The 12,431-nt window shown below is 70.6% G+C and carries 12 protein-coding genes and 1 pseudogene; 7 read left to right on the top strand and 6 right to left on the bottom strand.

Annotated features, from left to right (window positions below):
- Positions 1–25 precede the first annotated feature (25 nt).
- Positions 26–1,747 (top strand): GAF domain-containing sensor histidine kinase, encoded by a 1,722-nt coding sequence (locus AB0H62_RS16360; protein ID WP_220241557.1) that lies wholly within the window; start codon positions 26–28, stop codon positions 1,745–1,747.
- A gap of 1 nt (position 1,748) precedes the next feature.
- Here the strand turns inward: AB0H62_RS16360 and AB0H62_RS16355 are convergent, their stop codons facing one another.
- On the bottom strand, positions 1,749–2,228 hold the full coding sequence (locus AB0H62_RS16355) for a universal stress protein (RefSeq protein ID WP_220241556.1): 480 nt from the start codon (positions 2,226–2,228) through the stop codon (positions 1,749–1,751).
- A gap of 164 nt (positions 2,229–2,392) precedes the next feature.
- On the opposite strand from AB0H62_RS16355, the gene AB0H62_RS16350 reads away from it, so the two are divergent.
- Both AB0H62_RS16350 and AB0H62_RS16345 read left to right on the top strand, forming a co-directional pair.
- A complete protein-coding gene (locus AB0H62_RS16350; RefSeq protein WP_220241555.1) occupies positions 2,393–3,418 on the top strand; it encodes a nitroreductase family protein in 1,026 nt (341 codons plus the stop codon).
- The gene (locus tag AB0H62_RS16345) at positions 3,418–4,497 is read left to right on the top strand and encodes a hypothetical protein (RefSeq protein WP_255638111.1); all 1,080 of its coding nucleotides are present in this window, start codon (positions 3,418–3,420) and stop codon (positions 4,495–4,497) included. The genes AB0H62_RS16350 and AB0H62_RS16345 overlap by 1 nt, the downstream gene beginning before the upstream one ends.
- Here AB0H62_RS16345 and AB0H62_RS16340 read toward each other — a convergent pair.
- Positions 4,411–4,752, bottom strand: a complete 342-nt coding sequence (locus tag AB0H62_RS16340; RefSeq protein ID WP_255638110.1) for a CBS domain-containing protein — start codon at positions 4,750–4,752, stop codon at positions 4,411–4,413. The two genes, AB0H62_RS16345 and AB0H62_RS16340, sit on opposite strands and share 87 nt — an antisense overlap.
- A 278-nt stretch (positions 4,753–5,030) precedes the next feature.
- Between AB0H62_RS16340 and AB0H62_RS16335 the strand changes: the two genes are divergently transcribed.
- Complete coding sequence (locus tag AB0H62_RS16335; RefSeq protein WP_220241554.1) at positions 5,031–5,630, top strand: hypothetical protein; 600 nt, start codon at positions 5,031–5,033, stop codon at positions 5,628–5,630.
- A 24-nt stretch (positions 5,631–5,654) separates the two neighbouring features.
- On the opposite strand, the gene AB0H62_RS16330 is transcribed toward AB0H62_RS16335, so the two are convergent.
- Positions 5,655–6,581 (bottom strand): galactose-1-phosphate uridylyltransferase, encoded by a 927-nt coding sequence (locus AB0H62_RS16330; protein WP_220241553.1) that lies wholly within the window; start codon positions 6,579–6,581, stop codon positions 5,655–5,657.
- A complete protein-coding gene (locus tag AB0H62_RS16325) occupies positions 6,578–7,996 on the bottom strand; it encodes a glycosyltransferase (RefSeq protein ID WP_220241552.1) in 1,419 nt (472 codons plus the stop codon). Before AB0H62_RS16325 ends, AB0H62_RS16330 begins: the two co-directional genes overlap by 4 nt.
- 192 nt (positions 7,997–8,188) lie before the next feature.
- On the opposite strand from AB0H62_RS16325, the gene AB0H62_RS16320 reads away from it, so the two are divergent.
- From AB0H62_RS16320 to AB0H62_RS16310, 3 genes and pseudogenes are all read left to right on the top strand, one after another.
- Positions 8,189–9,526 (top strand): nicotinate phosphoribosyltransferase, encoded by a 1,338-nt coding sequence (locus tag AB0H62_RS16320; RefSeq protein WP_220241551.1) that lies wholly within the window; start codon positions 8,189–8,191, stop codon positions 9,524–9,526.
- Positions 9,527–9,533: 7 nt separating this feature from the next.
- A pseudogene (locus tag AB0H62_RS16315) lies at positions 9,534–9,671 on the top strand (dsRBD fold-containing protein); the annotation flags it as partial.
- 12 nt (positions 9,672–9,683) lie between these two features.
- Complete coding sequence (locus AB0H62_RS16310; protein ID WP_360586710.1) at positions 9,684–10,205, top strand: flavodoxin; 522 nt, start codon at positions 9,684–9,686, stop codon at positions 10,203–10,205.
- Between the two features lie 6 nt (positions 10,206–10,211).
- Here AB0H62_RS16310 and AB0H62_RS16305 read toward each other — a convergent pair whose 3' ends face one another.
- Positions 10,212–11,057, bottom strand: a complete 846-nt coding sequence (locus AB0H62_RS16305; RefSeq protein WP_220241549.1) for a hypothetical protein — start codon at positions 11,055–11,057, stop codon at positions 10,212–10,214.
- 508 nt (positions 11,058–11,565) lie between these two features.
- A complete protein-coding gene (locus AB0H62_RS16300) occupies positions 11,566–12,426 on the bottom strand; it encodes a universal stress protein (protein ID WP_220241547.1) in 861 nt (286 codons plus the stop codon).
- Positions 12,427–12,431 lie beyond the last annotated feature (5 nt).

Genomic DNA, 12,431 nt, shown 5'->3' with positions numbered 1-12,431 from the left:
TGTCGTCGATGGCGAGGAGGGCGCGATGTCGGCCAAGACGTCCGCAGGCGGCGACCGGAGGTTGTCCGAGACCCTGTCGCAGCTGAAGTTGCGGGAAACCCTGCGCGACCTACAGGACCGCATCGAGGTGCTGATCGGTACGCGGGACAAGATGGACGGCCTGCTCGACGCGGTCCTCGCGGTCGCATCGGGACTTGAGCTCGACACCACTTTGCGCCGGATCGTGCAGGCCGCAGTCGATCTGGGTGAGGCGCGCTACGGCGCGCTGGGCGTGGTTGGAGACGGCACCGGCCTCGCGGAGTTCGTCTACCTCGGCATCGACGCGGAGACGCGCGAGCGAATTGGGCACCTGCCTGAGGGACACGGCTTGTTGGGCCTGGTGATCGACGATGCGAAGCCGCTTCGGCTGGAGGAGATTTCGGGGCACCCTGCGTCGGTCGGTTTCCCCGTGAACCATCCGCCGATGCACTCGTTCCTGGGGGTTCCCGTCCGCGTGCGCGACGAGGTGTTCGGCAACCTGTACCTCACTGAGAAGCAGGGGGCGGAGGCGTTCACAGACGACGACGAGGCGATCGTCCAGGCCTTGGCCGCGGCGGCTGGAATCGCGATCGAGAACGCGCACCTGTACGAGCAGACGCGGATCCGCCAGCGGTGGCTCGGCGCGACCAGCGAGGTCACCACAGAGCTGCTGGGGGGAACCGATCCGGTCGACGCGCTGGACCTGATCGCGAGCAGGGCCCTTGAATTGACGTCGTCCGACGTGACGATGCTCGCGTTGCCCGGGGGCGGCCGACTCGACACCGACGATGACGCAGAGCCCGATGACCTCACGGTCACGGTGTGTGTAGGTGACCCCGCGGATCCGCTGACCGGCCTGCGTATCGACGTCGCCGGCACCGTGCCCGGTGCGGTGTTTCGGGACCGCACTCCTCGGCGCTTCTCCGAACTCCGGCTCGCGCCCGATCGCCAGTACGGTCCTGCGCTCGTGGTTCCGCTGCGCGCGGCGGACCGGACCTCCGGAGTGCTGATCGCGATGCGGGAACCCGGTGCGCCGGAGTTCGAGACGGCGCAGCTGCGGGTGGTGGCGTCGTTCGCCGACCAAGCCGCGCTGGCGCTGCAGCTGGCGGCGCAGCAGCGGGCGGCCCGGGAGCTTGATGTCCTGTCCGACCGCGACCGCATCGCGCGGGACCTGCACGATCACGTGATTCAGCGGTTGTTCGCTGTCGGGCTGACGATGCAGAGCACGCGGCGGCGGGCGAAGGACCCGGACCTTCAGCACCGGCTCCAGGAGAGCATCGACCAGATGCACGAGATCGTGCACGAGATCCGGACCGCGATCTTCGACCTGCACGGCGGGGAGGCAGGGGAGATCCGGCTGCGCCATCGGCTGCACGACGCCATCGCCGAACTCACCGACGACGCACCCCTGCACCCGACGGTGAGCATGTCGGGCACGCTCGACACCGTGCCGCCACAGCTGGCCGACCACGTCGAGGCGGTGGTGCGCGAGGCCGTGAGCAACGCCGTGCGCCATTCCGCCGCCACGACGCTCACCGTCGCAGTGGCGGTAAGGGAGGGAAAGGTCACGATTTCGGTGGTGGACGACGGAACCGGGCTGCCGGCGGAAGTCTCCGTCAGCGGCTTGGGCAATCTCCGGGAGCGCGCCGAGTCAGTGGGCGGCACGTTCGCCCTCGACTCCCGGCCCGGGTGCGGGGTGCGGCTCGACTGGGCCGCTCCGTTGCGTTGAGTCAGGCGGTCGTGGTGGGGACGAGCCGGCGTGCCGCTTCGGGGGTGACGACTACGACGGGGCAGCGGGAGTAGCGCACGCACTCACGCGAGACGCTGCCCAGCAGGAGCTGTTGCGTCCGTCCCGCACCGCGGGCACCGACGACAAGGAGGTCGGCATCAGTGGACGCGGTGATCAGCTCGGTGGCCGGATCGCCCTGTGGGGTCGAGATCATGACTTCGGCTTGTCCCGGGAAATCCGAGCGGATGCTCGCGATGTGTTCACGCGGTGAGTACTGGCCGGGCGGACGCCGGCCGTGCGGCTGGAGCGCCCACGACGTACCGGGGAGGAGGACCTCAGCGGGCCGCACCGCCACCGCGTGTACGGAGTCGCCGGGCTGCGCGGCAACGCCGAGCACCCAGCGCAGTGCCGCGTCGCTTGAGGGCGAGCCGTCGAAGCCGACGACGATGAAGCGGCCGGTGGCCGGGGTCGCGGAACTCATCGGATTCGCCTTTCCTCGGGTACGGGTCGAGCGTCGGTGAACGGGGCGACCGGTGGCTAGGGACGTCCGCCGCCGGGGCGAGGACTTTGGGCCCCTGCGGGGGTAATCGGCCGCGGTGAGCATGGGATGCGCCGGAGTACCCGTCTCCGGGAGCAGGAGTGAAGATGACGACGACGCCGTCGACGGCGGCCTTGGCCGCTTCCGAAATCACGGTGCTCGCCCGTGCGGTGAGCCGGGCCCCGTCCGTCCACAACACGCAGCCGTGGCAGCTGCGTGTCCGCAAATCCGACGTCGACCTGGTCGAGCGCACTGCCCTCAGGCTGCCCGCACACGACCCGGAGGATCGCGACCGGTTTCTGTCCTGCGGCGCGGCGCTCGCGCACCTGCAGCTGGCGGCCCGCGTGCTCCGGCGGCGTGACACGACGTCGTTTCCGCCTGAGGGCGCGGTCGTGGCCACCGTTCACGCCGTCCCCGGGGCGAGCCCGGACTCCGCGGACCTCGCGCGCTACCACGCCATCGGGCGCCGCAGGAGCCACCGCCGGCGGTTCAGCGCCGCGGCAGTGTCCGAAATGGACTCCATGGCTGTCGCGGCGGCTGGTGCCGAGGCGGACGTCCATGTGATCGAGCCCGGGCACCTCGACGCGCTGGGCGAGATGCTGGGCTTTGCCACGCGCGTGTTCCGCGCCGACCCGGCGTACCAGCGTGAGCTGCACTGGTGGACCGCGCGCACGTTCGGCTTCCGCGCACTGGGCGCCGAAGACGGTGTGCCCGAAGCGGCGCTGAGCGATGATGCCCTGCCGGCCGCGGGCCTCGTGCGGTGGGACACGCCGGTGCCCGACGACGCGCGGCTGACCGAATACCTCGAGGCGGAGCGGCTTCTGGTGTTCTGCGCCGACGGGGACACCAGGCAGCAGCACCTGGCCGCAGGCGCTGCTGTAGAACGGGCCTGGCTGGAAGCCACCGCACGCGGTCTGGCGGGATCGGTACTCACCCAGCCGCTGCACCTGCGCGGCTTCCGCGAGCTGCTCGCCGAACGGCTCGACCTGCCCGGTGTGCCGCAGGCGATCTTCCGGTTCGGCCACCCGGCCGTGCCGGTGCCTCCGTCACCTCGACGTCCCCTCGCCGACCTGCTGCCGGACGACTTTCCCGGCCCGCGGACCGGACCGGACAACCCGACCCGGAGCACATGATGAGCACGGCCTTCCCCTCCGCGGTCGAACAAGCGCTGGCGGCGGCGGTGCGTGCCCCGTCGCCGCACAACACCCAGCCGTGGTGGTTCGTCGTGGATGGGCCGCGGATCGAGGTGTGGCTCGACTGGAGCCGGGTGCTGACTGTCGCCGATCCGGCCGGGCGTGAGGCGCGGCTGTCATGCGGCGCGGCCGTCTACAACCTCGTCCTCATGTTGCGGAGCAACGGGTACGGCACCGCGCTGCGGATCCTGCCTGACCCAGCCGTACATGATCTCCTGGCGGTGGTGCGGTTCGATGGGAACGTGCATCCGGCTCCCGCGGACCGACGCCTGGCGGAGGCCATCTTCCGCCGGCACACCAACCGCCGCCCCCTGTCCACGCAGCCGGTCTCGACTGCGGCACGCGTCCGGCTCAGGTCAGCGGCGCTGGCCGAGGGTGGCCTGCTGGAATTCCTCGACACCTCGAGCCGCTACTCGAAGGTGACCGCCCTCGTCCGGCGCGCGGAGGCCGATCAAGCCATCGACACGGCGTTCCAAGCCGAGTCGGCCCAGTGGACCGGCCGCGAGCCGGAGAGCCCCGACGGCGTGCCGACGGTCGCGTTCGGACCACTGCCGGACTTGCCGGGTGCGCTGCCCCTGCGGGCCTCGCACCAGAATCCCGCCATCCCGTCGCGGTCGTTCGAGCAAGACGCTTTGCTGGCCGTCGTCTTGACGCGTGATCACGGCGCGGCTGCGGACGTGCGTGCCGGTCTCGTTCTGCAGCGGGTCCTGTTGACCGCGACAGCCGATGGCCTGGCCACGTCCTTCGTCTCCCAGCCCTTCGAAACGAAGGCAACCCGCGGGCCGCTGCTGGAACTCTTCCGCGGGATCGGGCAACCGCACACCCTGTTGCGCGTCGGCCACGGCCTCCCAACCCGGATGACGGCGCGCAGGCCGGCAGCCGATGTGACGACGGTGCGCGCGACGCCGGACGCGCCAATAGGCGGGACGGCCTCAGGAGTTTCCGGTGGCGGGCACGGCACGGAGCACGTCTCGGAACGTCACCATGCCGACCAGGATTCCGTTGTCCACCAAGGGTAATGCGCGCACGCCCGCCTCGGTCATGCGATGGGCGAGTTCGGTCGGATCGAGACCTCCTGGCACAGCCAAGCCGGGGGAGCGCATGACGGTCGCGACCGTGCGGTGGCGGCCCAGCATCGCGCCCGTGTCGGGATCACCGGTGGCCGTGGAGTCGCTGGGAAAGCCGGCCTGCACGAGATCGACCTCGCTGACGAGCCCGACCAGTTTGGCGGCCTGGTCGACGACCGGGAGCGTGGTGAAGCCGTGTTCGGTCATCACACCTGCGGCCTCCGCGAGTGAGGCGGACGCGGTCACCGCGATCACGGGGTGGTCATGATGTCGTGCGTCTGCATGACGTGTCCGTTCTTCCTGATCCGACCCTGCCGGTCGCGTCGACGAGAGGCCAAGGGTCTTTGGCCCTCATCTGACGGGCAACGCGGCCGGTTGCGGGGCCGGCGGCCCGCCACCGCGGGTACAAGGCCTCTTCGGCCTGGCCGGTGTTCGGCCCATGCTGGGGGACGAAGCCCGTTGCGCGGCAAGGAGAGGTGAGAGACATGAACTCGTCGGCGAACCCTTTGCTGCGGTGGTGGCATCTACTCGTCCCCGGACACGGCTCGGTGGCGCGGACCTCGGACCGGGTGCAAGCCGCCTTGGTGCTTGTGACGATCCTGGTGGCGCTGGCCGCGATCCCGTTCTCCGCAGCGGCCGGCTCGGCGGTCTACGCCGCGCAGAAGGAGCAGTCCGCCCGGGAGCTCGCCGAAAACCGGCCGGCGACCGCGACGCTGCTCGCAGATGGGCCGCCGGTCTCAATCGGGGGCCGCAGCGGGGAAGTCGGCAGTCCGATGCCGACCGACGCCATGTGGTTTGGTCGCGATGGAGCGCGCCACCTCGGACAGGTGAACGCGAACGCAGGCACACACCGCGGTGACGTGGTGCCGATCTGGGTGAACAGCTCCGGGACCGTCGTCGCTCCGCCGACGTCTTCTGCGGGCGCGGTGGTCAACTCGGCTGCCGCCGCAGTCGGCCTGTACTTCGTCACATGCTTGGCGCTGGCGGTGGCCTACGGGATCTCTGTGATTGCGCTGAACCGTTATCGCGCCCGGAAGTGGCAGCAGGAGTGGTATGCGGAGCTGGCGAAGAAGGCGCATTCCTGAGCCGCTTTGCCTCAGTGCTGTGACTCACGCCGGGGCGGCGGCAACCCGGTTGCGTAGCCGGGCGGCGGCTCGTTCCGGAGAAACAGTGACCACCGGGATCCCCGTCACGAGCTCCAGCCCGGCGGCAATGCCGAGCCGGGGGAGCAGCTGAAGGGACCACGCGAGGAACGGTGCGTCCTCGAATCCGCTCGGTGCGGTGCGGACGACCAGGTTGTAGGCAGGATCGCCGAACTCGGCCCGTGCGGCGGAGAGGACCGCGCGCAAGCAGCGAGCGAGCGCGTCGATGCTCGCACGGGGCGCCACTGCGAAGTCGGCGTGCGGCTCGTGGAGGGTGAACCGCACTTCACAGTCGGCGGCCGGCGCGAAAGGGCTGAACGCGACGACGTGCTCGTCGGCGTAGACGATTCTGGTGCCGGTGGTGAGTTCGGCCGTCAGTTCGTCGTTCGCGATACACCGGCCGGTCGAAGCGTGGTGCTCGCGGGCGATCTCGAGCTCGCGGCGGGTGGCCGACGACAGCACGGGGAGGCCCGCTACCTGCGAGTGCGGGTGGGAAAGGGAGATGCCTGCGGCCGGGCCGTAGTTGCGGAAGACGGCGACCTGGGCCGTGTCCACCCGCAGCGCACGGTGCCGTGCCTGCCACGCGGACAGCACGTCGGCGACCTCGGAAACCGTAGCCGTTGCCGGATCCCAGTCGTGGCGCGGTGATTCGATCACGACTTCGTGCCGGTCGGAGAGCGCGAACCGGTTGCGTACCGCGCGCACACGCCAGCCGTTGCCGTCGGCGAGCCGCCAGGTCTCGGCGGGGGTGTCCTCGCTCGGCCCGGGGCAGAACGGGCAGCACGCGCGGGTCGGCAAGTGCGGCCGGGCGGCCCGGTCGGGCGCCAGGATCGACCACCCGTGGGTCTCGGCGTTACGGCGCAGTTCGCCTCCGTGCCAGGGCTTCGCAGTCATCGGTTCTTCCTCCCGGATGCGAGATACGCGGTGCGGCACGCCTGCGAGCAGAATCGGTGGAGCACCCCGTCTCGGAGTGCGGTGAAAGATTCGTCACCGGGCGTCGTCGACAGTCCGCAGATCGGGTCCCGGTGCCCGCTGCGTGTCATCAAGGCGCCGGGCTGGTCTCCGTGGGCTAGGCCGTCGAGCAGGGTCAGCTCATCGAGTACGAGGCGGGGCACGAGGAAGTGGCGGTGGACCCGTTCGTGGCCGGCAGCGGCCAGCGCGGCGGACCGCACGTGGTCAGTCAACAGCTCGGCCAGCGCTTTTGCGCAGCCTTCCGTCGAGTCGACCAGTACTCCGCCCGAATCGTCGGCGACTTGCAGAGGGATCCCGCCGGCCCGGCCCGCCACGACCGGTGTGTTCTTCCACAAAGCTTCGGAGACGACCAGGCCGAACCCCTCGCGGATGGACTTCTGCACCATCACCGCGGACGTGCGCTGGAAGGCGTTGACCTCGATGTTGCCGACGCCAGTGAGGTTTGTGAACACGTGGACGCCGCTGTCGGTCCGGGTCGCGTCGCTGATCGTGCGGTAGACCTCCCAGGCTTCCGGGTCGTCGAGCGCCATTGAACCGACCAGGGCGAGCTGTAAGTCCGGCACCTCGTCACGGACCAGCCGATACGCCTCGATCACGCCGAGCGGGTCCTTCCACGGGTCGAAACGAGAAACCTGCGTGATGAGCGGTTGCGCGGGCTCGATCCCGATCCAGTTCAGGACCGCGTGCGCGGTGCGTTCGTCGAGCGACATGTTCTTCGGGCTCAGCGGGTCGATCGCCGGAGGAATGACGTCGACGCGGTCACTGGACAGCGACGGAGGGACGAACTCTGCGAGCGTGAAGACCGTCGCGTCGTAGGGGGCGATGAACCTCTCCAGGTATCGCCACGCTTCGGGGTGCGGTTGCGAGGTGTCGATGTGGCAGCGCCAGATCCAGCGGGCCCGCGAATCGCTCGCGAAAGGACGCAGGGCAGCCGGTTGCGGATCGTGGACGAAGACGAAGTCCCACGACGCGAAGTCAGGGTCCTCGCCGAGGTCGGCGGCGTTGCGACGGGTGGTCTCCTCGTAGACGGCTCGGTCGGTGGCGGTCAGCGGATCCGGTGCGCCTTGCAGGGCGTTGTGGAGTTTCTTGGTGGCGGCGAAGAAGGCCGGTTCGCCGTTGATGATCTGCCATTCCGTGTGCAGGCCGAGGTCGTTGTAGAGCGGGACGACTGACCGGAGGAGTTCCGACACGCCGCCGCCGTAGGGCGTGGCGCTCAGGTGCAGCACGCGTGCGCCACGCAGGCGTTCCGCCACGGAGACCAGGGAATCGAGGATCCATTCCGGTGCGACGGCGTGGTAGGCGTCGAGCGCTAAGTCACCGGTGTCAACGGTCTGCATCGGACGCACCTCTCGTCGCGGTTTCCACGGCACAGCCAACCGGTGGACGCCGTGACGCGGAAAGAGGCGAAAGCCCTCTGATGTCGCGCAGCGGTGACCATCGTCGTCGCGACGAGGGCCGTGTGACTTTCCGGACCCGGGCGAGACCGCTCGTAGCTTGGGGGTGCGGACGACTTCGCGGAGGTGGAAAGGATGAACGCGCTGCGCACTGACCTCTACGAGATCCGGATGGCCGCGAGCTACCTCCGCCGCGGCATGACTGCCCCGGCCACGTTCAGCCTGTTCGTCCGCGACTTGCCCCGCGACCGGGGTTTCCTGATCGCGGCCGGGCTCGCGGAATGCCTCGACCTTCTGCGCGACGAGCCCGAGGAACTGGCGTATGTGGGACAGGAGCTCGGTTTCCCGGCGACCGACGTCGAGGCGCTGTCCCGGCTCCGGTTCACCGGCGACGTCCGCGCGGTCCCTGAAGGCCGGGCGGTCTTCGCTGGGGAGCCGCTGCTGGAGGTCACCGCACCGCTGCCGGAGGCGCAGCTGGTGGAGACGATGCTGCTGAACTCCGTGACGTTCGCGACTGCCGTGGCTACGAAGGCTGCCCGGTGCCGTCTCGCAGCTCCGCGCGCCGAACTGGTCGACTTCTCGGCGCGGCGCGCGCACGGGGGTGACGCGGCGCTGGCCGCGGCCCGGCTGACGGCGCTGGCCGGGTTCAGCCGCACCAGCAACGTCGAAGGGGCCGCTCGCTACGGCCTGCGCGCCGCCGGGACCGTTGCACACTCGTACATCCAGGCGTTCCGGTCCGAACCCGACGCTTTTCGCGCCTTCGTCGAAGACTTTCCGGCCGCACCGGTGCTCCTCGTCGACACCTATGACCCGGTCACGGGGATCGCCCGTGCAATCGAGGTGTTCCGCGAGTTCGGAGTTCAGCCCGCGGCCGCGGGAGTGCGGCTCGATTCCGGCGACCTCCTCGCGCTGTCGGAGATCGCACGCAAGATGCTGGATGAGGCCGGGTTCCGCGCGGCCCGCATCATGGCGAGTGGCGGGCTGGACGAGTACGAGCTCGAACGGCTCACCAGTGCGGAGGCTCCGATTGACGTCTACGGGCTGGGCACAGCGGTGGGCGTCTCGGCGGACGCGCCGACGCTGGACACCGCGTACAAGCTCGTCGGCTACGACGGCAGGCCGGTGGTGAAGCTGTCGACCGGGAAGCGGACGCTCCCCGGCGCCAAGCAGGTCTACCGGGGTGCCGCGGGAGAACCGGACGTGCTCGCGACGACGGGCGAGCCGCCGTGCTCCGGCCGCGACGTGTTGCTGCTTCCGGTGATGCTGGGCGGCCGCAGCCTCGGACAGCCCAGCGTTTCCGGCTCGCGCCGCCGGTGCGAGCACGACCTCGCCTGGCTTCCGCCGCCGGCGCGGCGGCTGCGTCGCCCCGAGCCGGTCGGCGTGGTGCACTCGACCGCGCTGGCGAGCCTTGCCGCCGACGTGGCCGGACGCGTGGGCGAAGACCACGAGCACGCAGCCCCGGTGGCTCGATAGTGCCGATCGGGATCGCGATGTGCCTGAGATCGGCGACGAACTCGCGGCAGCGCGAGCCTTGAGCGAGCTGGCACAGCGGCTGTTGGAGGTGGCCGCCGGAGACATCGAGGGCGTGACCCACGAGCCGGTGCGGCTCGAGCGCTGACGGGAGGTCGGGATGGGCGCGGCGATCGTGTACGAATCGATGTTCGGTACGACCGAGGAGCTTACCCGCGCTGTGGCCGAGGGGCTCGGTGCAGCCGATGTCGTGCCCGTGGACACGGCACCCCACGACCTGGCGGGCCGCGACCGGCTGGTCGTGGGCGTGCCGACGCACGTCCACGGCTTGAGTCGGCCGGCCACGCGCAAGGCTGCGGCCGAGCAGGCGCCGGAGGGGACCCAGACGCACGAGCCGGGGATGCGCGAGTGGCTGGCCGCGTTCCGGATACTGCCCCCGGGGCTGGACACGGCCGTCTTCTGGACCCGGCTCGCCAAACCGCGGTGGCTCACCGGGTCGGCGGCGCGAGCGGTGGCGAAGATCTTGCGCCGGCTCGGCCACGCGCCGGTGGTTCCGCCGGCGAGCTTCCTCGTCGAGGCGGCAGGGAGCGAAACCCGGCTTGTCGAGGGAGCACGGGCCCGAGCACGGGTGTGGGGCGCGAGCCAGGCCGCAGCCCGGCGTGCGTGGCCCGGCCGAGCCTGAGCCCGCTCAGCGGACGGTCTGGCTCTCGGTCCGGGTTCCAGTGGTGTTTTGGTCGTGCACCACCGCACTCACCCCAGCGACGGCCAGGACGAGGCCCAGCCCGGACAGCCACCACCACCCGGGGCGGATGCGGTCGCCGAGTAGCAGCATCGCCAGTGCGCCTGGGAAGACGACACCGGTCACGGTGGTGACCGCACTGGGCACCGATGGTGTGGTGCGGCGCAGCGACGTCGCGTACATGGCGATGCCGAGCGCGGTGAACACCGCCACCAGGTACGCCAATGGCTGTCGCCAGAGCACCACCAGAGTGATACCGGGGATCTGAAGGAGGGCACGGACCGCCACCCGCGAGCTGCCGTAGGCCAGCCCCGCTACGACGGCCCGCGGCACCGCGCCTTCGCGCGTCCTCGCCGTCAGCGCGGCGGCCACGAGGCCCGCGGCGAGCGCGGCCAGTACACCGAGCACCACCGGGCCGGGCGCGACCGGGCCCGTCCGGGTGGTCGCCCCCGCGGCGATCAGGCCGAGACCGCCGGCTACGCAGCCGATCGCGACGAGGTCGCGTGCCGACACGGAGGTCTGGAAGGCACGTCGGGCCAGCACGGCCGCGATAGCGATCTGGGTGCCGAGCACGGCTTGCACGGCGAAAACCGGCAGGAACCGCAGCGCGACCACCGTCATGACCCAGCCGAGGAAGTCGACCGTCAGACCGACGCCGTATCTCGCTACCCGGCGGCGTGTCTGCCGCCCGGTCGTGCGGGCCGCGCGGGATTCGAGGAGCGTCGCGAGCCCGTCGAGCGCGGCGGCGACCCCGGACGCGCCGAACCCCACCGCGACGCCCAGCTGCGGAGTCATCGCGCGTGTCCGGAGGTGGAGGTGCGCACTAGGTCACGATGGCCGATTGACATCACGCGCGGGAGCGTCCGAACGTCGCCGACGCGAGGGACCTTGGCCTCCTTCCAGCGCCTGCTGCGGTGGGCACCGTGGAGCCCATGAGTGACGAGCGCGAGTCCGCCGGCCCGGTGGAACCGGGTGTTCCGGAAGCGCTGCCGTCGTCGATGACCTTGGTAAGCAGAAGCGAGGTATCCGGTGTCAGCACGGCTTCGGCGACCCCGAGCGCGGCGCTGGCGCCGGAGCCGGGCTTTTCCTTGCGAGTCGCGGCGATTTCGGTACTCGATGGGTAGGGCCTGATCGAGCCCACGGCGGGCGTGACGCTGAACCTTCCGAGTGCTGAGCGCGGAAGTTCCTCGTGGGTGACGAGCTGACTTCGATGATGAAGGTCAAGCGGTCCCGGGTGCTCGAGAAGTACGCGGCCAAGGCGGCGGCGCTCGGCGCCTCGACGATGAGGTGGTGACGACGCGGCTCACGGCTGCGAGGACGTTTGCTCCCCGGCGTGGGTGATCAGTACCGGACAGGAAGCGTGGTGCACCAGTGCCTGAGCGGTGGAGCCGAGCAGCAAACCGGGGAACCCGCCGCGGCCGCGGCGACCCAGGACCACGAGCTGTGCGTGTGCGCTGCGTTCGAGCAGTTCGTGGCGGGGTCGGCCGGCCACCACAGTGTGCTCGACGTGAACGTCGGGATGGCGGCGACCCGGCTCCTCCAGGACCTCGTCCAGCGCGGTGGCCGTTTCGCCGACATCGGGGTCGCTCTTCGCGTGCAGCACCAGCAATGTCGCGCCGAGAGAGGCGGCTTCGGCGAACGCCGCCGCGACGACCGCGGCGGTGTCCGGGCCTCCGTCGATCCCGGCGACCACCGGGCCGCTTACCGTGGGGGCGTCCCAGAGGTCTCCGCGGGCCACCACGACCGGACGAGGTGCGTGCGCGGCCAGTGCGGTCGCGACCGAGCCGGCGAGTAGCGCGCCGAACCGGCCGCGACCGTGGCCGACGACCACTGCCGTGGCCTCTCCGGCGAGGTCCAGCAACGCCTGTGCCGGCCGGTCGGGGTCCAGGCGCTCCCGAACATCTGACGCTCCGGCGCCGCACGCCACTTCGTGCGCCGCGCGCAGGAGATGACGGCCGTGCCGACGGATGAGGTCCTTGGTCTCGTCGGTGGGCGGGACAACGCTGGCGACCAGCAGGTCGGTGAACGCTGTGGCGTGGACCAGCTCGAGCGGCAGGTGGTGGCGGAGTGCGGCACGCGCGGCCCAGCGGACGGCATCGATCGCCTCCGCCGAACCGTCGACTCCGGCGATGATCGGGACACGACCATCAAGTGGAAGATTCACAACTT

The sequence above is a fragment of the Amycolatopsis sp. NPDC050768 genome, from assembly GCF_040654155.1.
GTDB lineage: Bacteria > Actinomycetota > Actinomycetes > Mycobacteriales > Pseudonocardiaceae > Amycolatopsis.
This window is presented reverse-complemented; position numbering and strand designations above follow the sequence as displayed.

What these genes read in the sequence shown, in the direction of transcription:
- AB0H62_RS16360 (WP_220241557.1), top strand. Translation starts at nt 26, where the DNA reads ATGTCGGCCAAGACGTCCGCAGGCGGCGACCGGAGGTTGTCCGAGACC.
- AB0H62_RS16355 (WP_220241556.1), bottom strand. Translation starts at nt 2,228, where the DNA reads ATGAGTTCCGCGACCCCGGCCACCGGCCGCTTCATCGTCGTCGGCTTC.
- AB0H62_RS16350 (WP_220241555.1), top strand. Translation starts at nt 2,393, where the DNA reads ATGACGACGACGCCGTCGACGGCGGCCTTGGCCGCTTCCGAAATCACG.
- AB0H62_RS16345 (WP_255638111.1), top strand. Translation starts at nt 3,418, where the DNA reads ATGAGCACGGCCTTCCCCTCCGCGGTCGAACAAGCGCTGGCGGCGGCG.
- AB0H62_RS16340 (WP_255638110.1), bottom strand. Translation starts at nt 4,752, where the DNA reads ATGACCGAACACGGCTTCACCACGCTCCCGGTCGTCGACCAGGCCGCC.
- AB0H62_RS16335 (WP_220241554.1), top strand. Translation starts at nt 5,031, where the DNA reads ATGAACTCGTCGGCGAACCCTTTGCTGCGGTGGTGGCATCTACTCGTC.
- AB0H62_RS16330 (WP_220241553.1), bottom strand. Translation starts at nt 6,581, where the DNA reads ATGACTGCGAAGCCCTGGCACGGAGGCGAACTGCGCCGTAACGCCGAG.
- AB0H62_RS16325 (WP_220241552.1), bottom strand. Translation starts at nt 7,996, where the DNA reads ATGCAGACCGTTGACACCGGTGACTTAGCGCTCGACGCCTACCACGCC.
- AB0H62_RS16320 (WP_220241551.1), top strand. Translation starts at nt 8,189, where the DNA reads ATGAACGCGCTGCGCACTGACCTCTACGAGATCCGGATGGCCGCGAGC.
- AB0H62_RS16310 (WP_360586710.1), top strand. Translation starts at nt 9,684, where the DNA reads ATGGGCGCGGCGATCGTGTACGAATCGATGTTCGGTACGACCGAGGAG.
- AB0H62_RS16305 (WP_220241549.1), bottom strand. Translation starts at nt 11,057, where the DNA reads ATGACTCCGCAGCTGGGCGTCGCGGTGGGGTTCGGCGCGTCCGGGGTC.